Origin of the sequence: Arthrobacter sp. U41 (genome assembly GCF_001750145.1) — a bacterium.
Taxonomy (GTDB): Bacteria; Actinomycetota; Actinomycetes; order Actinomycetales; family Micrococcaceae; genus Arthrobacter.
Genome location: NZ_CP015735.1, coordinates 20264 through 40976, shown reverse-complemented (window position 1 = coordinate 40976; position 20713 = coordinate 20264). Strand labels below are relative to the sequence as shown.

The 20713-nt window shown below is 62.3% G+C and carries 24 protein-coding genes; 3 read left to right on the top strand and 21 right to left on the bottom strand.

Translation table 11 applies throughout. The annotated features are described in order from the left end of the window. Positions 1 to 110: 110 nt before the first annotated feature. The 18 genes from ASPU41_RS22935 to ASPU41_RS21675 all read right to left on the bottom strand — a co-directional run bounded on the left by ASPU41_RS22935 (position 111) and on the right by ASPU41_RS21675 (position 15886). Positions 111 to 275 (bottom strand): hypothetical protein, encoded by a 165-nt coding sequence (locus ASPU41_RS22935; protein WP_157357196.1) that lies wholly within the window; start codon positions 273 to 275, stop codon positions 111 to 113. Between the two features lie 4 nt (positions 276 to 279). Next, entirely contained in the window at positions 280 to 1149 is an 870-nt protein-coding gene (locus tag ASPU41_RS21755; RefSeq protein WP_069953149.1) for a hypothetical protein, read from the bottom strand. Beyond that, positions 1146 to 1436, bottom strand: a complete 291-nt coding sequence (locus ASPU41_RS21750) for a hypothetical protein (RefSeq protein WP_069953148.1) — start codon at positions 1434 to 1436, stop codon at positions 1146 to 1148. Before ASPU41_RS21750 ends, ASPU41_RS21755 begins: the two co-directional genes overlap by 4 nt. Next, entirely contained in the window at positions 1433 to 1831 is a 399-nt protein-coding gene (locus ASPU41_RS21745) for a hypothetical protein (protein WP_069953147.1), read from the bottom strand. Before ASPU41_RS21745 ends, ASPU41_RS21750 begins: the two co-directional genes overlap by 4 nt. 3 nt (positions 1832 to 1834) lie before the next feature. After that, positions 1835 to 3661 carry a type IV secretory system conjugative DNA transfer family protein gene (locus tag ASPU41_RS21740; protein ID WP_069953146.1) on the bottom strand — a complete coding sequence of 609 codons (1827 nt, stop codon included), beginning with the start codon at positions 3659 to 3661 and terminating at the stop codon, positions 1835 to 1837. Further along, the gene (locus ASPU41_RS21735) at positions 3658 to 5181 is read right to left on the bottom strand and encodes a hypothetical protein (protein ID WP_083266779.1); all 1524 of its coding nucleotides are present in this window, start codon (positions 5179 to 5181) and stop codon (positions 3658 to 3660) included. The genes ASPU41_RS21740 and ASPU41_RS21735 overlap by 4 nt, the downstream gene beginning before the upstream one ends. Next, entirely contained in the window at positions 5178 to 6827 is a 1650-nt protein-coding gene (locus ASPU41_RS21730) for an SCO6880 family protein (protein WP_083266778.1), read from the bottom strand. Before ASPU41_RS21730 ends, ASPU41_RS21735 begins: the two co-directional genes overlap by 4 nt. Positions 6828 to 6867: 40 nt before the next feature. Then, positions 6868 to 7935, bottom strand: coding sequence for a hypothetical protein (locus tag ASPU41_RS21725; protein ID WP_157357195.1), 1068 nt, complete (start codon positions 7933 to 7935; stop codon positions 6868 to 6870). Positions 7936 to 7939: 4 nt separating this feature from the next. Next, positions 7940 to 8296 carry a hypothetical protein gene (locus tag ASPU41_RS21720; protein WP_157357194.1) on the bottom strand — a complete coding sequence of 119 codons (357 nt, stop codon included), beginning with the start codon at positions 8294 to 8296 and terminating at the stop codon, positions 7940 to 7942. An 18-nt stretch (positions 8297 to 8314) separates the two neighbouring features. Then, positions 8315 to 8980, bottom strand: coding sequence for a hypothetical protein (locus ASPU41_RS21715; RefSeq protein WP_069953142.1), 666 nt, complete (start codon positions 8978 to 8980; stop codon positions 8315 to 8317). A 169-nt stretch (positions 8981 to 9149) separates the two neighbouring features. Further along, positions 9150 to 9776 carry a hypothetical protein gene (locus tag ASPU41_RS21710; RefSeq protein ID WP_157357193.1) on the bottom strand — a complete coding sequence of 209 codons (627 nt, stop codon included), beginning with the start codon at positions 9774 to 9776 and terminating at the stop codon, positions 9150 to 9152. Positions 9777 to 9810: 34 nt separating this feature from the next. After that, positions 9811 to 10962 (bottom strand): CHAP domain-containing protein, encoded by a 1152-nt coding sequence (locus ASPU41_RS21705; RefSeq protein WP_083266777.1) that lies wholly within the window; start codon positions 10960 to 10962, stop codon positions 9811 to 9813. Continuing rightward, positions 10959 to 11330, bottom strand: a complete 372-nt coding sequence (locus tag ASPU41_RS21700) for a hypothetical protein (protein ID WP_069953139.1) — start codon at positions 11328 to 11330, stop codon at positions 10959 to 10961. Before ASPU41_RS21700 ends, ASPU41_RS21705 begins: the two co-directional genes overlap by 4 nt. Before the next feature lie 56 nt (positions 11331 to 11386). Further along, positions 11387 to 12184, bottom strand: a complete 798-nt coding sequence (locus tag ASPU41_RS21695) for an RNA polymerase sigma factor (RefSeq protein WP_160669367.1) — start codon at positions 12182 to 12184, stop codon at positions 11387 to 11389. 32 nt (positions 12185 to 12216) lie between these two features. Then, positions 12217 to 13431 (bottom strand): helix-turn-helix domain-containing protein, encoded by a 1215-nt coding sequence (locus ASPU41_RS21690; protein WP_069953137.1) that lies wholly within the window; start codon positions 13429 to 13431, stop codon positions 12217 to 12219. Beyond that, positions 13428 to 13796, bottom strand: a complete 369-nt coding sequence (locus tag ASPU41_RS21685) for a hypothetical protein (RefSeq protein WP_157357192.1) — start codon at positions 13794 to 13796, stop codon at positions 13428 to 13430. The genes ASPU41_RS21690 and ASPU41_RS21685 overlap by 4 nt, the downstream gene beginning before the upstream one ends. Further along, on the bottom strand, positions 13793 to 14725 hold the full coding sequence (locus tag ASPU41_RS21680) for a DUF2637 domain-containing protein (protein ID WP_197515891.1): 933 nt from the start codon (positions 14723 to 14725) through the stop codon (positions 13793 to 13795). Before ASPU41_RS21680 ends, ASPU41_RS21685 begins: the two co-directional genes overlap by 4 nt. A gap of 207 nt (positions 14726 to 14932) precedes the next feature. Then, positions 14933 to 15886: a hypothetical protein gene (locus ASPU41_RS21675; protein ID WP_157357191.1), complete on the bottom strand. Its 954-nt coding sequence runs from the start codon at positions 15884 to 15886 to the stop codon at positions 14933 to 14935. A 178-nt stretch (positions 15887 to 16064) separates the two neighbouring features. On the opposite strand from ASPU41_RS21675, the gene ASPU41_RS21670 reads away from it, so the two are divergent. Next, the gene (locus ASPU41_RS21670; RefSeq protein WP_069953133.1) at positions 16065 to 17216 is read left to right on the top strand and encodes an alpha/beta hydrolase family protein; all 1152 of its coding nucleotides are present in this window, start codon (positions 16065 to 16067) and stop codon (positions 17214 to 17216) included. Here the strand turns inward: ASPU41_RS21670 and ASPU41_RS21665 are convergent. The 3 genes from ASPU41_RS21665 to ASPU41_RS21655 are packed head-to-tail and all read right to left on the bottom strand — an operon-like array spanning position 17213 to position 19048. After that, positions 17213 to 18070, bottom strand: a complete 858-nt coding sequence (locus ASPU41_RS21665; protein ID WP_069953132.1) for a hypothetical protein — start codon at positions 18068 to 18070, stop codon at positions 17213 to 17215. The genes ASPU41_RS21670 and ASPU41_RS21665 overlap by 4 nt on opposite strands. A gap of 60 nt (positions 18071 to 18130) precedes the next feature. Further along, a complete protein-coding gene (locus tag ASPU41_RS21660; protein ID WP_069953131.1) occupies positions 18131 to 18580 on the bottom strand; it encodes a hypothetical protein in 450 nt (149 codons plus the stop codon). Continuing rightward, positions 18581 to 19048 (bottom strand): hypothetical protein, encoded by a 468-nt coding sequence (locus tag ASPU41_RS21655; RefSeq protein ID WP_231941633.1) that lies wholly within the window; start codon positions 19046 to 19048, stop codon positions 18581 to 18583. It abuts the gene before it with no gap. 316 nt (positions 19049 to 19364) lie between these two features. Between ASPU41_RS21655 and ASPU41_RS23825 the strand changes: the two genes are divergently transcribed. Beyond that, the gene (locus ASPU41_RS23825) at positions 19365 to 19493 is read left to right on the top strand and encodes a hypothetical protein (protein ID WP_269450090.1); all 129 of its coding nucleotides are present in this window, start codon (positions 19365 to 19367) and stop codon (positions 19491 to 19493) included. A gap of 67 nt (positions 19494 to 19560) precedes the next feature. Continuing rightward, the gene (locus ASPU41_RS21645) at positions 19561 to 19995 is read left to right on the top strand and encodes a hypothetical protein (protein WP_069953129.1); all 435 of its coding nucleotides are present in this window, start codon (positions 19561 to 19563) and stop codon (positions 19993 to 19995) included. The last annotated feature ends 718 nt before the right edge of the window (positions 19996 to 20713 follow it).

Here is a 20713-nt window from a genome sequence, read left to right as displayed (position 1 = left end):
TCTGGCGTCGAGTCGGGGCAATGGGGCTTCAGTCACGTTCGGAGTATATCGGCGAGGGCCTGACAAAAAATTCGATGTACGCACAACCGGAACGCGACCACTGGCGGACGCTACTCCGACACCAGAGTGGTGGCGCCATCCATCTCGTGGCAGGCACCGCCGGCGTCGGCGTGCCGACGATATAGGGGGTCGAGGACCACTGCGCGGAGACGGCCCGACGTCTTCCCTGCCGCGCCCGTGAAGTTGTCGACGATTACTGCCGTGTTCTGGTCCATGTTCTTACTCCTGATCTGTGGTGTCGGGTCCGGTCTCTGCTTCGGGGTCCGCGTGACGTGTCCAGCCGTCTTCCCCGCCGTGTCCGGTGGTGTGTTCCCAATACGATTCAGCGGCAGCGCCCTGGGTCGTGTGTCGTAGCTGCACGCTGTCCGCTGCGGCCCCGGAGAGAAGCGTTGTGCCGGTGATCTGGTCGGCCTCCACGGTGGCGGCAGGGCCGACAAGAATTTCGCGGCCCGTGATGCGTTCCCCGCCACGTGCAACGGCCACGGGCCTCCAGCGCCGGTTGATCCTTTCGCGCGGTACTTCCACGCTTGCGGTCACGCCGTCGCGGATCCGCGACCACCGGTCCTGGTTGTAAGTGAAGGCCAGGTCAGCTGGATCGTCCTGGTGTCCGGTGATGTGGCATTGCCTTTTATCGACCATAGCGGCGAGCCGGACGGTCATCGCCTGTACGTGCGGGTGCCACGTTGTCATCGCGCCAAGGCCCGGCATTCCTTCTTCCCAGATCTTGTATTCGGCGCACATCCCGGCGTAGAGCTCCGCGACGATGTCGGAATGTTCAAACCAGCACTCGGTGATCTGGGAGGTGTTCAGCTGGTATTCGCGGACGAACCAGTCCACCCATTGCCGCAGGGCAGTCCACGCAGCGGGTTTGTCTTCGGCGCTGATATCGCGCCAGCGGATCCCCATCCATTCCGGCGGGCCTTCGCCGAGTTCCGCTTCAATGTCCGGGTCCAGAAATGCCGGCAGCCCGACTCCCCCACCCCCGGTTGATAGGCCGGCCTCGTGTGCCCATGAGTCCGGGGCGTCTTCGTCGGCGTTGAACGGCTCGACGGTCCAGTCGGTTGCTGACGGTTCGGTGCTGGTGCTCATGGCTCTTCTCTCCGCGGTTCGGGCAGCAGTGCGTTGGTGAATCGTTGGAAGATTGCGTCGAGGGCGTCGGCTGCGGCGTGCGTGCCGGGCCTGCCGTTGGACCGCATCCATTTGTGCACGGCGACGTGGCACATCGGGCAGAGGTCGACGCTGACGCCAACGGAGTCGTTGCAGGCGGCGAGTTCGTAGTGGTCATGGTCAACGACGTGGCTTTCGATACGGTTGCTCTTTTGTGCACAGAGCCAGCAGGTCCCCAGGGTGCCCGTGGTGGTGCGAGGATCGGTCATGGTGTCCTTTGGTGATGTTTACGGGTCAGGATCCGGGTGACGACGGCGGTCGCACGGCGGCGGTTCCAGCCCCAGTAATCGCCTCGTCGTTCATCAAGGATCCTGTGCAGTTCTCGGTGATGTTCCCTGCAATACGGCAGCAGATCGGCGTCCGGCTCCTCAGCCCGGTAGGTGCCGTCATCGTTGATGTAGACGCCGTCATAGCTGGTGTGGTGCAGATCCAGCGTCCCCGCCACGGCCAGTGTTGTGCCGCAGACCTGGCAGGCCGGTTCGGCCCCGGCTGCGCGGCAGTCCCTGAACCAGCGCGTGCGGCGCCACGCCCAGGCACCCGAACGCAGGTATCCGGTGTAGGCGCGGCCCCGGGCCCCGGACTTCCGGGCCAGAGAGAAACCCATGGCTTATCCAGGGACTTCTTCGCTGATGCGCTCTTGCGTTCCTGCGGCCGTGGAGTCGGTCAGTTCAACCAGCAGTGAGCTGCTGAACTTCCTGATGCCGGCCTTGATGTCCGGGGCGTCGGGCCGGTCGATCCAGCGCGTCATTTTCAGCAGGAAAGGCCTGCCGTTGCGCCCGACGAACAAGCCATAGCCGAACGGCAGCCGGCGCAGCTCCGAGACGGTCATGACGTCCTTCTCCCGCTTGGAGGTGCTGGAGGAATACCCGTCGGAGGTGTGCGTGACAGAGCCTTCCTCCACAGCCCTGGTGCCGAGGAGCTTGACGAACGATTCGAGGTCTTTTTCGTTGCCCGAGCCGCCGAGCTGTATTTTCACCGTCGCGGAGTCGAACACGGCCTGCGCTTCTTCCGCTCCCCAGCCGCCGCGGGCCTGCGCGAGGGACTGCAGGACCACGAGCGGGCTGATCCCCAAACCGCCGCCGTCCGACATCAGCGTCACGAGCCCTGGCCAGGAGCTGGACATGTTCGCGATCTCGTCCAGCACCAGCGACAGCGGCGGATCGAGCCGGTTTCCCGGCAGCCGGATGGCCATTTCACGGGCGGTTTCGGTGATTTCGTCCATCATCGCAATCAGGAACGGCGCCATGGCCCCGCCGCCGGACTTCGTCCCGATCAGGTACAGGGTGCCCCTATCCCTGATGAACTTCGCCGGAACCAGTTCCTCCGCCGGGCCGGCCGGTTTCAGGGTTTCACGCACGAGCGGCACGGCAAGGCCGGCCAGTGCCCCTTCGACGCCGAACCAGCGGCTGCCGAGCATCTTCGGGTCCCCGTCAAGGATGGACTTGAGCGACTGGCCCCAGCCGAATGCGGCGTCCGGATGTTCGAGCAGGATCTTCTGCGCGGTCCGCGCGGTCGTCGGAGCGGTCCCCCACAGGTACAGCTCGTCAACGCTGTGCCCGCCGAGGGCTGCGGCGTGCAGCAGGGACTGGAGGATGGAGATCGCTGCGCCGGCCCATTCCTGGTTGGACCCGGACTTCCCCAGCCCGGAGGAACCGATCAGTGAGGAGGCCCGGCGGGCCGCGACCTCGGGCCGCTCGCACCCGGTGATCGGTGACCACTTCAGCGAGGACTTCGCACCGGTGAGTCCCTGCGGGTCAAACAACGTGCAGGGCCCGCCTTTTGAGCGCAGCTCGTGGGTGGCCGCGTAGTTGTCCGCCCTGGTCGAGGTGGTGATGCACGACCCCGGGGCGTCCAGGATTGCCGAGATCAGCAGGTGGAAGCCCTTACCGGAACGTGGGGGGCCGACTAGGACGATTGATTCCTCACAGGAGACCAGGACCGTCTGGGAGAGGACGTGCCCGATGCGGATGGATGCGTCCTCCACTGACGGCCGGCCCAGGGTGGGGCGGATGCTTTTGGCGCGTTCGAGGATTTTCTTCTCCCCGACCGTGTTCTTAATTTCCTTGATCTTGGCCAGCCCGTCACGGCCCATGACGTCCTTGACGAAGTACTCGTCCGAGAGTTTCCAGTCGTGCACCAGCTTCCATACGGTCACGCCGACGCCGACGGCCAGAACGACGAGCAGGATCATCCACACCAGGACTGCCCCGCTCTCCGGTCCGCAGCCGTCTGCCGTGGTCCCGTAGACGGAGGCGTCGGCAGGATTGGACGGGTTCAGGAATCCGAGCGGCTGGAGGATCGAGGGCAGGGTGGTGAAGGATCCGCAGCGGAAGGACGCGGCGATCTGCCCCGGCAGGTACAGCCCATAGAGCACCAGCGCGATCAGGCCTAGGGAAAGGACCGCCATCTGGGTCCCTTTATCCATCGCTTTCATGCTGCTGCCTCCCCGCCCCTGTTGGAGCGCATTTTGGCGTCGGTATCGAATACTGGCACTTCGGCGGTGGTGCGCTGGTTTTTCACGCTCACCGTCCGGTAGGGGCCGACCTTCCAGAGCCCGGTGCCCTGGGCGGAACGGTTTACGTCTTCGCGCTCGGCCCGGGTCAGGCCCAGCTCCCGCTCGGTCACTGCAAGGTTGGCTGTTTCCTGCCGGTAGATGACTTTCACTGTGGTATCGCCCAGCAGGGAGCGTGCCATCGCGGCCATTTTCGATCCGGCGTCCCCGGCAATGTCCAGGTCCCCGAGTTTGTGAATGATCAGGACGTTGAAGATGTTGTAGTCACGGGCGAGTTTCCACGCCTCCATCATCCGTGTCAGGGATGCTTCGTCGCTGACTGAGTCCCAGCCCTCCTCGTAGACGCAGAGCCTTTGTCCGGAGTCGGAGTTGGTGACCATGGATTCAGCCCATGACCCGGTGCAGGCGTAGGCGATTTTCCGTGCTTCTTTCGAGGCGCCGACGAGTGCCTTGGTGTTGACCGTGATGATCGGCAGTTCGGGGTCGAAGTTCGCTGTGGTTTCGCCGTCGAACATGCCTTTCAGATCACCCTGGGTGCAGCGGGAAAAAGCGTGCAGAAGCCTTTCGGCGGCTTCGGCAACGGAGCGTGAACCATCGGTGGAAACGCTCATCTGCCGCAGGTGCTCGATGAAGCCCGGCAACGTCGGCACACCCGGCGCAGCCGACTCCACCGCCAGATCCAGTGCCATCGACAGGGCTGTGTGTTCGGCGCCCTGCACGGCACGGTCCAGCAGGATTTCACCGATGGTCTGGAGCAGATTCAACCGCCTGGCGCGCACCATCGCCGCCCAGCGCAGATCCGTCATCGGTTCCCCGTCCGGCGTCACCGAGGGCCGGATGCCCTCATCCAGCGGGTTGACCCGGTCCGGCTGGCCCGGGCCGACCTTGATGGTGTGACCGCCCAGGAACTGCGCGACAACATCCCATTCGCCCTTACGGTCCGCGAGGATCAACGCCTTGCGTCCCAGCATCACCAGGCGGCAGACCACGGACTTCGCGCACGTGGACTTTCCGGAACCCACAGCGCCCATCAGGATCATCGACATGCCGGTGATGACCTTCGCCTCATACAGCTCCCACGGGTCAAACACGAACGCCCCGCCGCCGTAAACGTCCTCGCCGATGTAGGCGCCCTTGTGTCCCAGGTTCGCGCCGGCCAGGAACGGGTACGCCGTCGCAAAGGAAAACGCCGTCTCGCTGAACGGGCGCTGGCGGAGCCGGAAACCGCCGCGAAGATTGTTGATGCGCTGCTTCCCGCCGGTAGGGAATGCCTGCTGCGGAAAGCCGTCATCCCCGCCAGCCGTCTCAACCGACGCAGCCGCGACGGCACGGGCCCTGGTCAGGCGTTGCTGCGCCCTTGCCTGACGGGAACCGTTGGAGATATCCAGCATGACCGGGACCAGCCCGGACAGCCGGTTCGATTTTCCTCCGATGTGCTTCACAGCAGTCCCCTGCCCAGCGGCATGGCCGAGGCGACGAAGCCTTCGGCCTGTTGCCCGTATAGGCACCGGAGCTCCACCTGTGCGGCCGCGGCCGCGTTGCGCAGTTTGGTGTTGTTCACTTCCAGTTCCGTCGCGTCCGATGCCGAGAGCGTAACGTAGCCGCCGATCTTCAAGGCCCCGAAGCCGTCGGTGAGCTGCATTTCCCGGAACTCAAGATCAGTTCCTTCCAGCCGTTGCGCCCGGGAAATCGGCCGGCCCAGCCGGTGCTGAATATCGAGCCCGGAATCGTGATCGGCGAGGGAGGTGGTGATGTCCTTCATGGCCTTACTGACCGGGTATGGCTTGGCAATGAGGGTCACGGAGTGCCGGAAGTCACCGGCGAACACCAGTTTGGACATGAACCCGAGGCTGGCCTTCTTCCGTGGCCACTCCGAAACCCACCAGGTGCGGTGAATGCCCGTGTCCGTCTGGAGCGTGGACCACTCCGGCAGCATGACCATCGGCCCGGCAGAGGCCGGTGCGACACCGGCAAACGCTCCGGTCCGCTCCGAAATTTCCACCGCGGAGGCAGGGTCGGTTGCGCGCCGGATGCAGGCTGAGAGTTCCCGGGCGTTCATCCAGAACCGCACCATCGTCCCTGTCGGCGTCAGCGACTCCGTCACCGAGGAAATGGTGCCCGCCGCGAGGCTCATGAACCCGGCGAGCCCGCCGCCGTGGGCCGTGATCGATTTCTCCAGTTTCTTCCGGCTCAACACGACCACGACCCAGCCTTCGTGGTGCATGATGCCGCGCCCGTTGGATACCAGGTCCTCATAGGCGTGGGACGCGAACGAGTTGATGTTCGCGCCCGAGAGCGGCACCAGTTCCCCGTCCCGGACCACCCGGGGAGCCTGCGCGCCCTTGGTTTTGTAGTAGTCCCGGATCTTCGCCCCGGACACCACCGACGTCTGATCGGTCAGCTGCAGGTACTCGACGCCTTCCTGGGTGGAGAGCGCGGTCAAAACGGATGAGAAAGCCTCGGTGCGGTTGATCTGCTCGTCTTCGGACTCAAGTGCGAAAGCGTTCATGGATTCGACCTGGGCGGCGATGATGCCGTACTTGTTCACCGGGTCATAGACGAACGCTTCCCCGCCGGGCAGCTCATAGCAGAGCAGTTCGTTCAGTTCCCCCGGCAGCATCAACCGCTCCGGTGTTCCCGGCACGATCTGGCCCTTCTTGCCGATCGTTGAACGGTAGGCCGGAGGCTCCCCATCTGGTTCCGGGGCTGCATGGAGTGCACCGTGGGTGTGTACCGGCGCGGGGGCAAGGTCCAACGGTGTTTCGGTGCGGGTCGCCCGAAGGTACTTCCCCTGGCCCGTGCCCTTGCTCCACCGTCCGCCGACCCACCGGAGCCCCCACTGCAGCGTGGAGGTCCCGTGGAACCTCGTGCAGCACACCGGCCCGGTGATCAGCAGCATGGTCCCGCCGATCAGCCAGCCGAGCGGGAAGCCAAACACCAGGACCGTGACCACGATGGCCACCATCGCGATACCGAAGGTGATGAGCTGGTGCATTTCCAGCCCGAGCACGACTCCCCTCTTGGTTTCGCGCCCGAACCGCACATCGTGCCAGCCGAGCTCCTCTTCCATTACTACGCCTGCGCTCATCAGCGAAGCACCTCTCCCCGAAAATCGTTGGTTGTATTCATTACCTGCCGCGCCCGATCCGGGCCGGCATCCGCGCGATCCTGGAACTTATTTGCCGTGTGCTGCGCAATGCACTGCCGCCGTGGCGTTCGAAGCGGCGCCCGGCGGCGGACCCGATCCCGGAGCCGCCGCCGATGATCCCGTCCCCTGCCCCGCCGGTCAGGAACGCCATGAACTTCATCGTCAGCACGGGCATGACAGCGGCCATGAGCAGGCACAGGATCCCGGCCAGAAACTGGAACGTCGTGTTCGACGTCGCCGAGATCACGAACCCCATCTTCAGCACCAGTGCAGACAATGGTTTGGCTATCAGCAACGCCAGAGCCGTCGTGCCGAAGCCCTTGAAAATGCCCTTCGCTGCTTCCAGCGGCTGGCTCATCGCCGCGATCGGCAGCAACGAGGCCAGCACGATCAAACCCAGCATCCGGAACACCATGAACGCCGCCAGCAAAAGCGCAATGATCCAGATCACGAAGATCAGGATGACCGGGACGAGAATCGCTCCCGGGTTGTTCTGGTCTTTCGCCAGAGCCCACTGCTGGTAGTTCTCATCCAGCACCACGGACTTTGCGGCCGGATCCCAGGAGAGGCCAAACAACGCCAGCACCGTGGTGGTGACCGCGTCCTCGCCGTCGTTGTTCCCGGCAGCCAGGATGTACACGGAGATGTTGTCCATCACCTGGATCAGGGTGAACATGATCCCGGCCAGAATGTAGGTCGCCGGGATCGCGAACACCGCTGTGGCGCCGGCCCGGATCAGGCCGACAGTGGAAGAGCGGAAGAGACTGACAACAACCTGCGCGGCAACAAGAATGACCATCACCGGGGCCATGACCTGCACCAAAAGCGTCAACATGCCGGGATACACCACCGTGGTGACCTGGCCACCGACATGGGTGTTGACCGTCCCGCCGATCACAGAGACCCACCAGTTCGAGTTCATGTCCGTCGAACTGAAAGCGCCCTTGATCACATCGAAAACGCTCGCCGCGAAACCCTGGATCCCGCCGTCGAAAAACTTCTGGATATCCTCTGCCGGCCCCATCGGTGCCAGCGCCGCGAACCTCACCGGATCAGCCCAGCCCCAGCAAAGCACCGGCGGCCGCCGCGACCGGTGCCGGCGCCAGGGAATTCGTTGTAGCCCAGAACACCAGCCCGCTGACGGAGCCGATCACCGCGGCGCCCAGCAAACCCCAAACCAGGATCATGAAGCCCGTGGACTGCGCACCGGACATCGAACCCAGCTTTCCCGCCACCAGCAGAACGACACCGATAATCAGCACGATCACCAGCAAAACGATGCAGGTCACCATCACACCACCGGCAATATCACGCAGCACCGGCAACCACGGAGCCGTGTTATTGGCAGTGACCTTCGGATCAATCCCCTCTGCCGCAACGGAAGTAAAAACACTCTTCAGAACGCTCATCGGATACATACCCTTCAATCAGTTCTTGCACTCGGATGTGGTGCGCGGTTTGTAGTCTTTTTCAACATCCCTACTCCCCAGGACCTTGACGTCCTGGCAGGGGTCAGGGGTGAGATTGTTCGAGGTGCAGTCCGGTCCTGTGGGCGTCCACCGGAATCCTGTGACCCGTATTTGGCCCGCCCCGTTCTTGTCGGCGTTGATGATCGGCGTGGCATCGGCTTCGGTCAGGAGCGCCGTCGCGTACCGCTTGATGTCGTCGTCGGAGAGATTATTGGGAAATATTGGGCCCAGCTTTTCGACGGTGTTCGTGCACGTGGATTTGGCGGGTTTTTTGGTGATCTCGACGGTTGGTTGTTGCGCCTGGGCGGGCATGAGGTTGAACTTCCCGAGACCTGAACCCCAGAAGATCAGGCCGCCGACGGATCCGATGATCGCGGCACCGAGGAAGATCCTGCCGGACCACATCAGTGACTTGGACTGGGCGTTGGATAACGCTGTCATCTTGCCGATCACGAACAAGGTCACTGACACGATCGCGGAGATGACGACCAGCACGATACAGCCGGTCAGGAACTGTCCCGCGAAATCCCGGAGCCCCGCCAGATAATCCGGCCCCTGGTCCGGGTTCACCGGTTCCGGTGCCAGCGGAAGCCGGCTGAAGCCGGTGGCGATCTTCTCAAACATTGGTTTCCCTTCCGCCGGCAAACTGTTGTGCTGCCGGCATGTCTATGGAAGGTTCATTGCCCTGTCCTGCAGGCGTGTGTCAGAGCACAAGAGAAGACGGCCCCTGCACCGGCGGCTAAATGCGCCAGGTGCAGAGACCGTCCGTGGAGGATGGGGTGTGAAGCGGGTCTCAGCGTTTGAGCTGCAGCGGCCTGATAATGTCTCCCAGCCACGGTGCGCCCGGTTCGAGGCGGTTCAGGTGTACCCGGTAGTCGCCGTCGTTTGTCGGGACGCTCGCCCATACGAAGTACGGGTTGGACCGGTCCTCATCCAGCCGCGGCTGGCCGGTAACCGAGGTGGCCGTGAAGTACTTCAGATCAGCGCGGGACCATGCCTGCTGTGCCCGGGGGGTCAGCAACGGTTTGATCCGTGCCTGCCACTGGGATGAGGTCAGGGTGGTGGCGGTGAACGCACGCATCACATCATCGGCCGCGACCAGCGCGGCACGTTCGGCATCAGCGTTCCATGCCGGCTGGGCCGTCTCGACACCCTGCCCCTGCATCGGCGGGGCCGGATTGCCGGTAAACGGCGGCGATACAGACGCAGACGCCGACCCGTTGCCCGGCGCCGGTTCCCCGGTGATCCCCGTTACCGTTCCGGTGGGCTGCGCGGCAGTTTCCGGAGGTGAGGTGACGTCCACGACCGGCCCGCCCCCGCAGCCGGTCAGGAACACCAGCGCAAGGGCTGCGCCGAGCACGGCAGCTGGCATTGCCCAACGGTCGGGCTTCCGGGCGGCTGTGGTTTCGTTCGTCATCATGGTCATGTCCGTTCCGTGTTCATCCGGCTTGGGTTCAGCCGGCTTTGGGCAGGTGCAGGAAATTATCGGGTGCACTGTTGGCCCGTTTGATCGTGTAGTACTTGTGATCGTCCGGCGGGAACCCGAAGTTATAGCCTTCCTCGATGAAGGAACCGTCCTTGAGGACTTCCTTCACAATGGCAACGTGCCCGTAGCCTGCGGAGGAGGCATTCGCGTTCGAGGGCCCGTACCAGACCACGGCACCGACAGTGGGTGTCTTATCCACCGGCCAGCCCTTGTTCTCCCACGCTGCCCTGTAGTTACGCGCATCACCCAGGACGTTCCCGTCCGGACGGAAGTTGCCGTTCATGATCTTCCACGGCGCTTTGACCACACCGAACTGCTGATTCAGCCGCCACATCACAAAGTCCACACACTCACCGTGGAAGGCGTTGAACTCGGACTGGGACCCCGCCGGGCAGCCGGCGTAGCCGCCATTGGCGTTCAGGACGCAGTGCGGCAGGTCCTTGAAGGGGTAATCATCATTCCCGCTGGAAGTGCCGGTGGCAAGATCACACTTCCCCGATCCCTTGTCCTCGCCGGCAGTGACAGCGTCGGTGCCGTCCTTGGCCGCGAACTCGTTCGCGAACTGCCTGATCCGCGTCACGTACTGGGCGGTTTCACCGTTGTCCGGGATCCCGCCGACAGCGGTCACCCCGCCCCAGCCCGCGTTGTAGCCGGCCAGGGCAAGATCCACCGGGTCCCCGGCGAACCCCGAGGCCTTCGCCTGCTGCAGCAGCTCCCCCATGAACTTCCCCTGGGCGCTGATACCGGCCTGCGGGTCGAACGGGTCTTTTCCCTGCCCGTAGCTCGTCCATGTGCCCGGCATGAACTGGGCGATGCCGCGGGCCCCGGCATGGGAGACGGCCTTGGGGTTGAAGTTGCTTTCCTGCCGCAGCTGCCCGGCAAGGATCGGCGCCGGGATACCCGAGGCCTTCGCGGCTTCCCTGATCGCCTCGACGTACTCCGCCGGGACCTTACCGGCGGCCAGGCCGGCCCCGGGCAGAGGTGCCACGCACGAGGACGGGTCCGTCGAGGCGCCAGCCCTGGCGCCGGACACCGCGCCGAGGACGACAGCGACCAGCAGCGACGCCGCGAACAGGATCGTGATGAAGAACGCGCCCCCGGCCCGGCTAAGCATCTTCATCGGTTGCCGCCCAACACCACAACGCACCACGTCAAAATGACGGCGATCACGGCGATACCCAGCACGGCCCGTGTCAGGGCACTGCGTGAAAACCACGCCGCCGCTCTGCCCCTGCCCGTTGTCCGGTCAAAGCCCGTGGCACTGTCCTGGGGCGCCGCGGCGTCCACCGTGTCCTGTATGGCCCCGAGGATCCTCTGACGCGCCGCACGCCGGGCCAGACGCTTCTGTTCACGCTTGCCCGGCTGCTTGGCGGACATCATGTCCTCCAGCTGCGCACGCTTGGCGGACATCATCTCCTCCAGCTGCGCACGCTGCCCGGGACTGAATCCGTCCTCCTGCCGTCCGGTGCCGTCCATGTTGAAAGTCATGCTCTCCCCGTTGCCTGTTGCCGGTGTTGTCACTGGTGGTTCGCTTCCGGACCCGCTCAAGCTGTCTCAACACCTTCCAGGACGGTCCGGGCGACCTGCAGGAGCCAGTGCGCCTCGACCACGTACTGCCGGCAGGTGTTCAGCGAGTACCCGGTCACCTCCGCCATCGATGCGGCAGTGACCTTCCCGAACCCGCCGGCACGGACCACCGCGACGGACAACGCACGCGCCCACGAACCGTCCTCGTTGCCCTCCACCGGCAGACACCCCAGCAGCGTCCCGACGGTCACGGGGTCCCCGGCGGACCGGGCTGCCACAGCCTTGCGGACGACGTGGGCGCACCGGACGACTTCCCGGCGGGAATCCCGCAGCGCCTCCTGCGAGATGCCCAGCGCCGCAGAGGCTTTCGGCACGCTGCCCTGATAGACCATCCACAACGCCGCGACCCGGCGGAACGAATCCGGATTAGCCACCAGCTTCTCCGTCAAAGCCAGGATCTGCCGGGACTCCGCACTGGCCGCCAACCGCTCGACAACCTCTTGGGCGAAGTCATCCTCCACGAGATTCAACGCCGGGTCAGGCCCGTCGGATTCACCCTCCAGCCGGCCCTGCAGCCGGCCTTTGGCCCCGGCCCGTTTCGCGTGGTCATAGGCCCGGCGCTTGGCGATCGTCAGCACCCAGCCCTGCACATGCCCCAGCTCCGGATCAAAGGAACCTGAGGCCTTCAACGCCGACTCCGCCGTGTCCGCCACGACGTCGTCCACATCCTGCCCCAACCCGAAACCGGCCAGAATATTCCACACGGCCCCCCGCGTCTTCGGATGCATGACAGCCTCCGCGATTCGCGTCTCCATGCCAGTGATCCCCCTGCCCTGACCAGCCGACATCAGACCTGAACACCGCCGGAGACCGTGCGTGGACGCTCAAGAACCCGCGGCCCGCTGCGCTTCGCGGCCCTCTCGGCCCGCCACGCCGCCAGCTCATCCCCGCTCATCGGTGCCGGCTCCAAAACCGTCGCGGCGACAAGGTATTCCGTCCGGCACGCCGGGCAGTGATCCGCCGCGTACTGGCCATGATCCGGCTTCGGACACGGGGTATCGCCCGGCCCCAGCAAGCCCCTGGACCGCGTCACCACGGCGAACCCGGCAGCAGCCGTTGCGCCGCCGGCAGCGGGCGCCGCTGGTCCGGAACCGGCCGGTGCTGGTGCGAACCGGTCCGGGTCGTTGAGAACGCACTTGACGATGAACGCCGACGGATTTGAAACCTTCGCCGTCGCCCTGGACAGCGCCTCATCGATGACCCAGACCAGCTTCTCGGACCGGCACGGGCCAAGGACCGGCTCCAGCCGGTGCTTGAGCCCGGCCAAGTCCACTCCCCGATGCTTCGCAGGCTCATCATCAATCACCGTCACCGGAACGACCTCAGCGGCAGGTGCCGTTTCGCGCCCGGACTGATGATGATGACTTAAGTCATCATGAGGTTCCTTAAAGGAGGCGTTTACACAATTTGCACTTAGGTCCGACGTATTTTGCACTTTGGTGGAGCCTAAGTGCAGATTCTGCACTACTGGTTTTCCGGAGTTTTTGCCCTGCCCCGTGGACCTAAGTGCAGATTCTGCACTACTGGTTTCTTGCGGAACTTGCCCACTGGTTTCCTCCAAGGAAGGCTCACGTGCAGGCCCCTCATCGGGCCTAAGTGCAGATTCTGCACTACTGGTTTCTTGCGGAACTTGCTCGGTCAGGTTCGCTAACGCTTCCTTGCGGAATCGCTCGGCTTGAGCCTTGCGTTCCTTTGTGGACACCGCACCCCGCCACACCGGCGACGCATGCTTCCTGTTCTCCAGAAGCAGGAAGAACAGGTTCGCCGCCCGCGAGCCGTCCTGGTGGTGGTTCCGCTCGCACACCACCAACCCCAGCTCGACCAGTTCCTTGATAGCGGCCACCAGGGAGCGTTGAGACAAGCACGTCTTGTGGGCCAGATACTCGTACGAGGGGAAGAGATAGCCGTCGTCGTCGGCCGCATCAGCCATGGTCACCAACACGAACTTGGCTCCCTGTCGAAGCTCCTTACTGAATGCCCATGTCAGGGCTTTCGAACTCACAGGATGCCTCCGATCTCTGCTCGTCTGCGGGCACGGTCTGCGTTGATCTCATCAAGAAATTCTTGGGGCACCGCCCTTTCGTGGGCGGTGTTCCCCAGCTGCAGGCACAATGCCTGGTCGTGTCCGGCCTCCGCCACGGCGGCGCTGTCCGGCAAGGACGTGCTTTTCACCAGGCCCTTCACCATCAGCTCGGCCAGAGCGGCCTGGACCCTCCCCTGCGGCTCACCAGTCAAATGTGAGAGATACTCGTGGCTGAAGACGACAAGGCCGGCATCGTCTGCGTCATGTGCAAGCCTCAGAAGAACATTCCACGTCTCCGCGGATACCTCCTTCTCAAACGCCCATGCCATAGCTTTTGTGCTCACGCGTTGGTACCTTCCTTCAACACTGCACCGGCAAACAGGGCAGGCTGGGTGGCTTTCAAATCGTTCAGGCGGGTCCGCCCGGTCCGCCCGGTCCGTTCAGAGACGTTCAGGAATTTCGCGGCGGCCTTGCCTGTCGGCTGGGTGCCGGCGCTCAGCTGGGCGCCCACCCATTGCTCCAGATCCATAGCCTTCGGCTTCCGCCCGACAACACTCAGAGAAGGCCGGGGTGAAACATTAAGGGCAGGAACAGGGGCAACATGGGACGTCAGCCCATCGCTGGAGGTTTCAGCCGGTACTGCGGGAACTGATTCCGTGGACGGCGCAGTGGCGGCACCAACAGGAACAGGCACGGCAGGCTCATCCTGTGTGACGGGCAGGGACGCCCGTACGGCCTCACCAGCTGTGCTTTCGGCGGCAAGCCATGTAGCCGGCACATGGGCTATCTCAGCCTCGGGCAGAGGCTCACCACCGCTACCAGGGCCATCCGGTGCAGTGCCGACAGACCCTACGGTCAGTTTGGCGGCAGGCTCCCCTGCGTCCGGCCTGCCGATCACCAAACGGCCCAGCTGCTCTGTAGCTGCAAACACGGCCAGCGGAGCCAGTGAAGCAATCGCCGCACCAATGATCTGCTGACCGAAGTCCGGGTGCGGGATCGACAACGCGTGGGCCGCATTGGCCACCATGGAAAACACCGTGAACCCGCCCAAGGAAATCCAGGACGCCCACGTCCGCTCCCCGCGGTGCCGGTGGATCAACACCGCCAGCGTGTAGGCAAGGATTGCGACGTCGATGAACACCGGGACAGCCCAGCGCAGCCAGACCGGCAATCCGGCCCACGCCGCGACCTCATGCAGGCCAGTAAAGGAGACCATGAACGAGGCCACAGCCAGGAACCCGACGAGGCAAACGGTCAGCCACAGAGTGGCCATGGAATCCGGATTGATCCGGTCAGTCTTACGATCTATCCCGGGCGTCATGACGCAATCCCCTTAGTCAAATATTCCGTGTCAAGGAGCGGGAACTTACTTGTCAGCTCAACCACTGCCTGTACACTGAATCCGTTGATGAAAATCTTCTGTTTCGTAGATGTTTGTTTGGAAACAGCCCCTGGGAGTCCAATCCGGGGCTGTTTCCGTTTAAGGCCTGCGCTTCCGGGAATGCAGTGCATCCAGGAACCTCCCCAGCTCATCCACCGCATCCGTGACAACGGCAGTCAACGCCACCGCATCATCGACATCGCCGGAGAGCACCTTGACGTCAATAGCCGTCAGCACGTGGGACAACGCCAGGACTCCGCGGGAAGCGTCCGCAGCCAGCTCCGTCAACGTCTCCGCGTCCGAATCCTCATCAACCGTCAGCGTCGTGGGATCCAGCGTGATCTGCCCCGCCAGCTTGATCACCAGCGGCAACGGCGAATCCATCGACCCCGTCAAACGCCGCGCAGCATCCTTACGCTCCCGCGCCGGCCGCGACGTAAACGACGACGGCGACAACGCCGCGATCCCCATCTCCGACGGCGACATATTCAACAACTCATCACTCAACGGAACATCCTCAAACGTGCCGCGCTCCGGCTTCCTGGGCCGGGCAGGGGCTGCCGGGTAGGACTTGCCATCAAGGCCCACGACGTTAGCCTCTGCAGGTGGCACATATGTGCCACCTGCAGAATTGTCCGCGACTTCGATGGCTCGCCTGCTGCTGGCAATATCGCGCTCAATGGTCGTATGGCTAGCCTGAAGGGCGGAACCGATCGCCCGCGTACTCATGCCCGCCTCACGCATCGACATAACCACTGCCTGCCGCTCCTCACGGGGCGGCTGCAACGCCAAAGACCCAAACTCACCCTGGCAATACGCATCCCACGAGCTGTATCCCATAGCGGCCCATGCTCTCCCTTGATACGCCGTAATGATCAGCGTGTAGGAATGCTCCAAAGCAACCTTGATCTGACGGGTAAGCTCTCGCGCACTTTGTGCATCCAGAGAAGAGGAATGTGATCGGCCGCATCCAGGGCCCGCCACATCCACCCCAGCCGGCCGCTCCTCGGTCAACGAGTCTGAAAACGACGTCTGCCGTTCACTGCTGGTCATATGAATCCCCTTCAGTGCTCAGGCGTCGGCTGGTCCAGTCAGAACGATACACGCCTGTAGTGAACATGTGCAACGCCTGTAGTGAGCATGGCTTATTCATTTAGCAGGTGCTGAACGGACGTTACGATGAATTGGCTCCGTTGCTCTTCCCTGGATCGGCGCTGGAGGGTGAGACGTAATGCTGACAACACGGCTTGGCCTGGTCTGCCTGGCGTTCCTTGTACCGACTGCAGCGCTATCTGGGTTCGCGGTTGTCATGGCCCGCAAGGTCGTTAAGCGGGGCCCAAAGGACTACCGCCGAGCCGAATTGACAGATGACGGACGAGGAATCCGCATCGATCTGGACGACTACACCAAAGCCCCGGGCGACTTTGGGGTGTTCGACCCTGCGGCCGCGAGCTACACGAGAGTCGGCGAGGTTACGCTGATCGATGAGGATCAAAAGTGCGTGGAGCGGCGGATCGATCCGCCTGGCTCCGGTCCGGAATGTCTGGGACCACTGGTCGATTGGACCCCCGATGTGTTCTTCGAACCGTCTGCGGTCGGCGGACGCTACGAAGAGGTGGACATCCCCACCTCCTACGGTGCGGCGCCGGCATGGCTTTTCGAACGTGAGAACACCGACGTATGGGTGATCCATATCCATGGAAGCTGGACCGACCGCGCGATCATGTTCCGCGACGTGCACGCTTTCAGTCCCTTGGGATTCACCTCCCTGGTCCCCTCATTTCGCAGCGACCCGGAGGTCAGCCCGCCACAGGCCGAGTCGAGCCACCTGGGGCAAACCGAATGGCATGACGTGGAAAGCGCCGTGGCCTACGCCGTAGCTCATGGGGCCAGACGGATCATCCTCTCCGGCTGGTCAATGGGCGGGACCATTGCCCTGCTTACGGCGGAGCGCAGCGCATATCGGGAGCAGATCGCAGGGATTGTTTTGGTGGGGCCCGTCACGAGCTGGCGTAAGACCATCACAGCAGGGGCGGTGCGGGCCGGCGTACCGGCGATCGGGGCCGGGCTCGTCGTGCGTCTGTTGCAGGCTCCCCTATTTGCGAAGATGCTCGGGCTACAGGAGCCGATCGACTTCGATGCACTTGAATGGGTCGATGTGCCTGACCGGGTGGCCGTCCCGACGCTGGTCTTGCACTCCAAAGCGGACCAAGAAGTTCCCTGGGAGATCTCGGCCGCGTTCCAACGGGCGAATCCTGGCACCGTCACCCTGATTCCGTTACCTGAGGCGCATCATACTCAGGAGTGGAACGCATCGCCTCACGCTTTTACCAGCCAACTGACCGGATGGGTCAACAGGACGATCGCGACTGGCCAAAGCTAGACACGCGCGTCCAGCTTGGCTTCAATTCGAGCGATCCTGTCCTGCCTCGGTTCCGGGAACGTAATCAAGTTGCCGCGCTCGTAGTTGTGCAGAACAATAAGGCTTTTGTAAATGCCATTTTCGAGCGTCTCATTTAAAAGATCCCACGCGGGGCTGAGGCGTGACCGGTCAGCATTAACTCGGATCCTTAACGCAGTGAGCCAGAAAGCATCGGCCGTCCAGAGACGCACCCTAGCGAGCTGCTTTGAGAGGAAGAGAATGAGCCAACCAGCAGCCGTTACAGAGAGGCCGCTATAGAACAGTCGATCCCACCAGGACCCGATATCTAGGGCTAGGGCGTGCCAGGGCGTGAAGTGGAAGAGGGCCACATAGGCGATATGACAAGAGCATGCCGCCGCAACGATGAGCAGCCCTATCGTGAATGCGGCGTACAGGCCCTTAGCCTTGTGACGCAGCATGTAGACCGCCCTAAGCACGGTAAACAACAGGGCGATCATGTACATACCGCTATAGACAACTGTTGGGAGCTGGTCCAGCCGACTAACAATGAAGCTCGCTGCCGTTGGAGCTTTATCCTCAATGAGCGCGAAGCTGAAAGCCATGACGGGAAGGATAAGCAGCGGCGCGTAGTAGGTCCATCTGACTTCGTCCACGTTCGCCAAGCGGCGCACGCTGTCGTTAAAGAAGAAGATTGCCAGCAGCGCAAAGCTGCTTTGGAGCAGATTTGTGACGTTGATTCCGCCGAGGGCACTGTCAAGGTCCTCTAGTGGCGTGACGGTTCCCAGCACATAGAGCGCAGCGAGGCCGAACACTGACGCCAGCCACGAAGCGCGGGCCTCCTTCATCTTCACCATGGCAGGGATCCGTAGGAGGCATAGGGCACTTAGCAGCGCAAAAAGCAGTAGTCGCATGGCTCAGCAGAGGAACGGATCGGGATCGGACGAGCTGTTCCCGCGGGTCTTCTTCGACATCTCGAAAGCGAAATCCTCCACCCAACGTTCTACGGGATGATTCGGAACGGCTCGGCAGCTGATGTTAATTGCGTCGGCGGTTTCCCTCAGCATCTCTTCCGAGAGGGACGGCAGAGCCAAGGGAGTTTGAAAGCTCTCCAAATAGATGTGTCCAAGCTCATGATAAATGCAGTGAAGTTTGTATTGCAGCGAGTTCTGCGGGGGAAAATAGACGTTGATGCGATCTTCAAATTCAGCTTTGAAGGCAGTCAGCGCTCCCCAAGACTCCTTGTACTCGATCAGATTGATCGGCTTCTCACAGAGCACGGTCAGGCGCTCAACAACTTCCTCCATCGATGTCGTGCCAACTCCGCATAACTCACGAACCTTTTCCTGGACCGGCGGGAGAGCCATTCACTCGTCACCGTTCATCGATGCATCGATAATTTTGGTGATCGTCCTCAGAGTTTCCGGCGAAGTCGCTCCCAGGTTTCTCGCGGCGAAATTCTTCACCTTGAGCTTTCGCATCTGGACAAGAAAGTCCATCCGCGCTTCGACCTCGGGCGGAGTCTCACTGTTGAGATCACACAGATAAGTAGCCGGCACGTCAAAAACGAACTCAGCGATGCCCTTTAGGAGTTCTTGATCTGTCACCAGGCTGCCAGTGCCATTGATCAAGTAGGACCAGCGGGTTCGCGACAGGTGGATTCCGTGGGTAGAAAGCGCTTCCTGGACATGAGGGTAAGTCAGCGCAGTGTTGTTGTCGGACTCCCAGATATCCACCAGGATGCCCATGCGATCCGCTAGCCGCTCTTTCTTCTGTTGCTGCGTAAGAAACACGCTGCGGCCCCCGTTTGCCATCGTTAAAGCTCCTTCAGCCAAGGTCAGCTGCTTGTGGTGTAGACCGCCGCATAGGGCAGGCTGACAGCTGACACAAAATGTTACCTGATGCCATCCGGAGCGTACAGGCAGTGCGCAACTATTGAGTTGTGCATGTGCGGAGCATGTATGCAGGCTGTCGCTTGCTTGCTCTCTGGGGGTGCGATCGCCGCCATCGCGACACGTTCTGTATATCTACAGGTTCTCTTAAGCCGGGGTTAGGGTGGTCTACATGGAGGAATACCGCGCACCCAAGCTGATTGGGAAGAGGGCACCACTGAACTGTCTGGTGCTCCCAGACCAGCATTACCGAGCCTGGATGGCGATGCAGCGGTACAACATGTCCTTCGGCGAGTATGTCGGCGCACTGATCGACCGCGCGGCCGGGCTCCCCAACAAGCTTGACGGCATGCACCAGGAGGCCCTGGCTATCGATAAGGCCGGTTAGACGAAGTTAAGGCCCGCTTTCGCGGGCCTTAACTTCGAAAATTCCGGGGTTGTTTTGAGGAGAATGAATGAGCGATCCAATACAGCACCCAATCTCGAAACTGGGATTCTTCCTCGAGTACACCAGTCCCTGGCTTATTGAACTCAGCGAAGCTGCCGCCACCTTAGAACAAGCCCGCAGCAAGCCACACGTCCTCACCGATCATAATGTGTCCGAAACTCGCAGGGTTTACACCGAGCAAGCGGAGGATCTGACCCTGTTCGAGGACACCTCGGCCCGTTGGGCAGCCCAGGCCAACCTCACCGCTGAGCAGCGCGCAGGGCTTGCCACGCTGGGAAGCAACCTCGTCCAGTTGCGGCACCTCAACACATCCATCCTGGAACTCACTGACTACCTTGAAACACGCACCATTGAACGTGTCCTGGCAACCCCGGACATCGAACTGGGCCTGAGCGAATTCCTGAAACACTTCAGCGGCCAGCGCCCAGACACAACGAACTGACGGCTTACCGCCACTGACCGTTCCGTTGTTGCTCACGACCCGTCACCGAACCAAAACGCCGGCTTGCAGTCACCAACGGCGCGGTTGAGGTCTCGTACCGGGACCACGTCCTGCAAATGGGTGAGCGCCGCCTACAGGAACTCGCAGCCAAAACCGCACTACGTCCCGACCATCGGCATGTGCAAGTCAGAGAATCCAATTCCCACACATGCGTGACACCCGCCAATCTTTTTATTTAAATTCGCTAGCGTCCGGCGTGTCACCCGCCAACCTTTTTATTTAAATTCGCTAGCGTCAATCACATGGCAACTCGACAAGGCCCTGGACGCCCTCCGCTTCCTGGAAGCAAGGACCGCCACACCGTGGCAGTGAAGCTTGACCCCGAGCACTGGGTGAAGCTGCAAGCAATCGCTGATTCCGCGTGCAGCAAGCCCGGACCACTCACCACCGAGCGCGTCATTGAGTGGATCGAGAGTTTCGACTTCGCTCAGCTAGGCCCAAGACCAGTCCAAGAGGAGGCTTTCCGCGTGGCCTCTTAAAAGAAAAGGCCCGCACTAGGCGGGCCTTGACTGCTAATCAATCGGTAGCCAGAAACTCTGATCCCGGCAAGTTTCTTAGTTTCCAGCTACTTGAACAACAGCGGCATTTTCATGTCCGCTCCTGTTTAGGAATGACTCCATCATACACACACACCCTTTTTTGGGTACCGCTGTGCCCA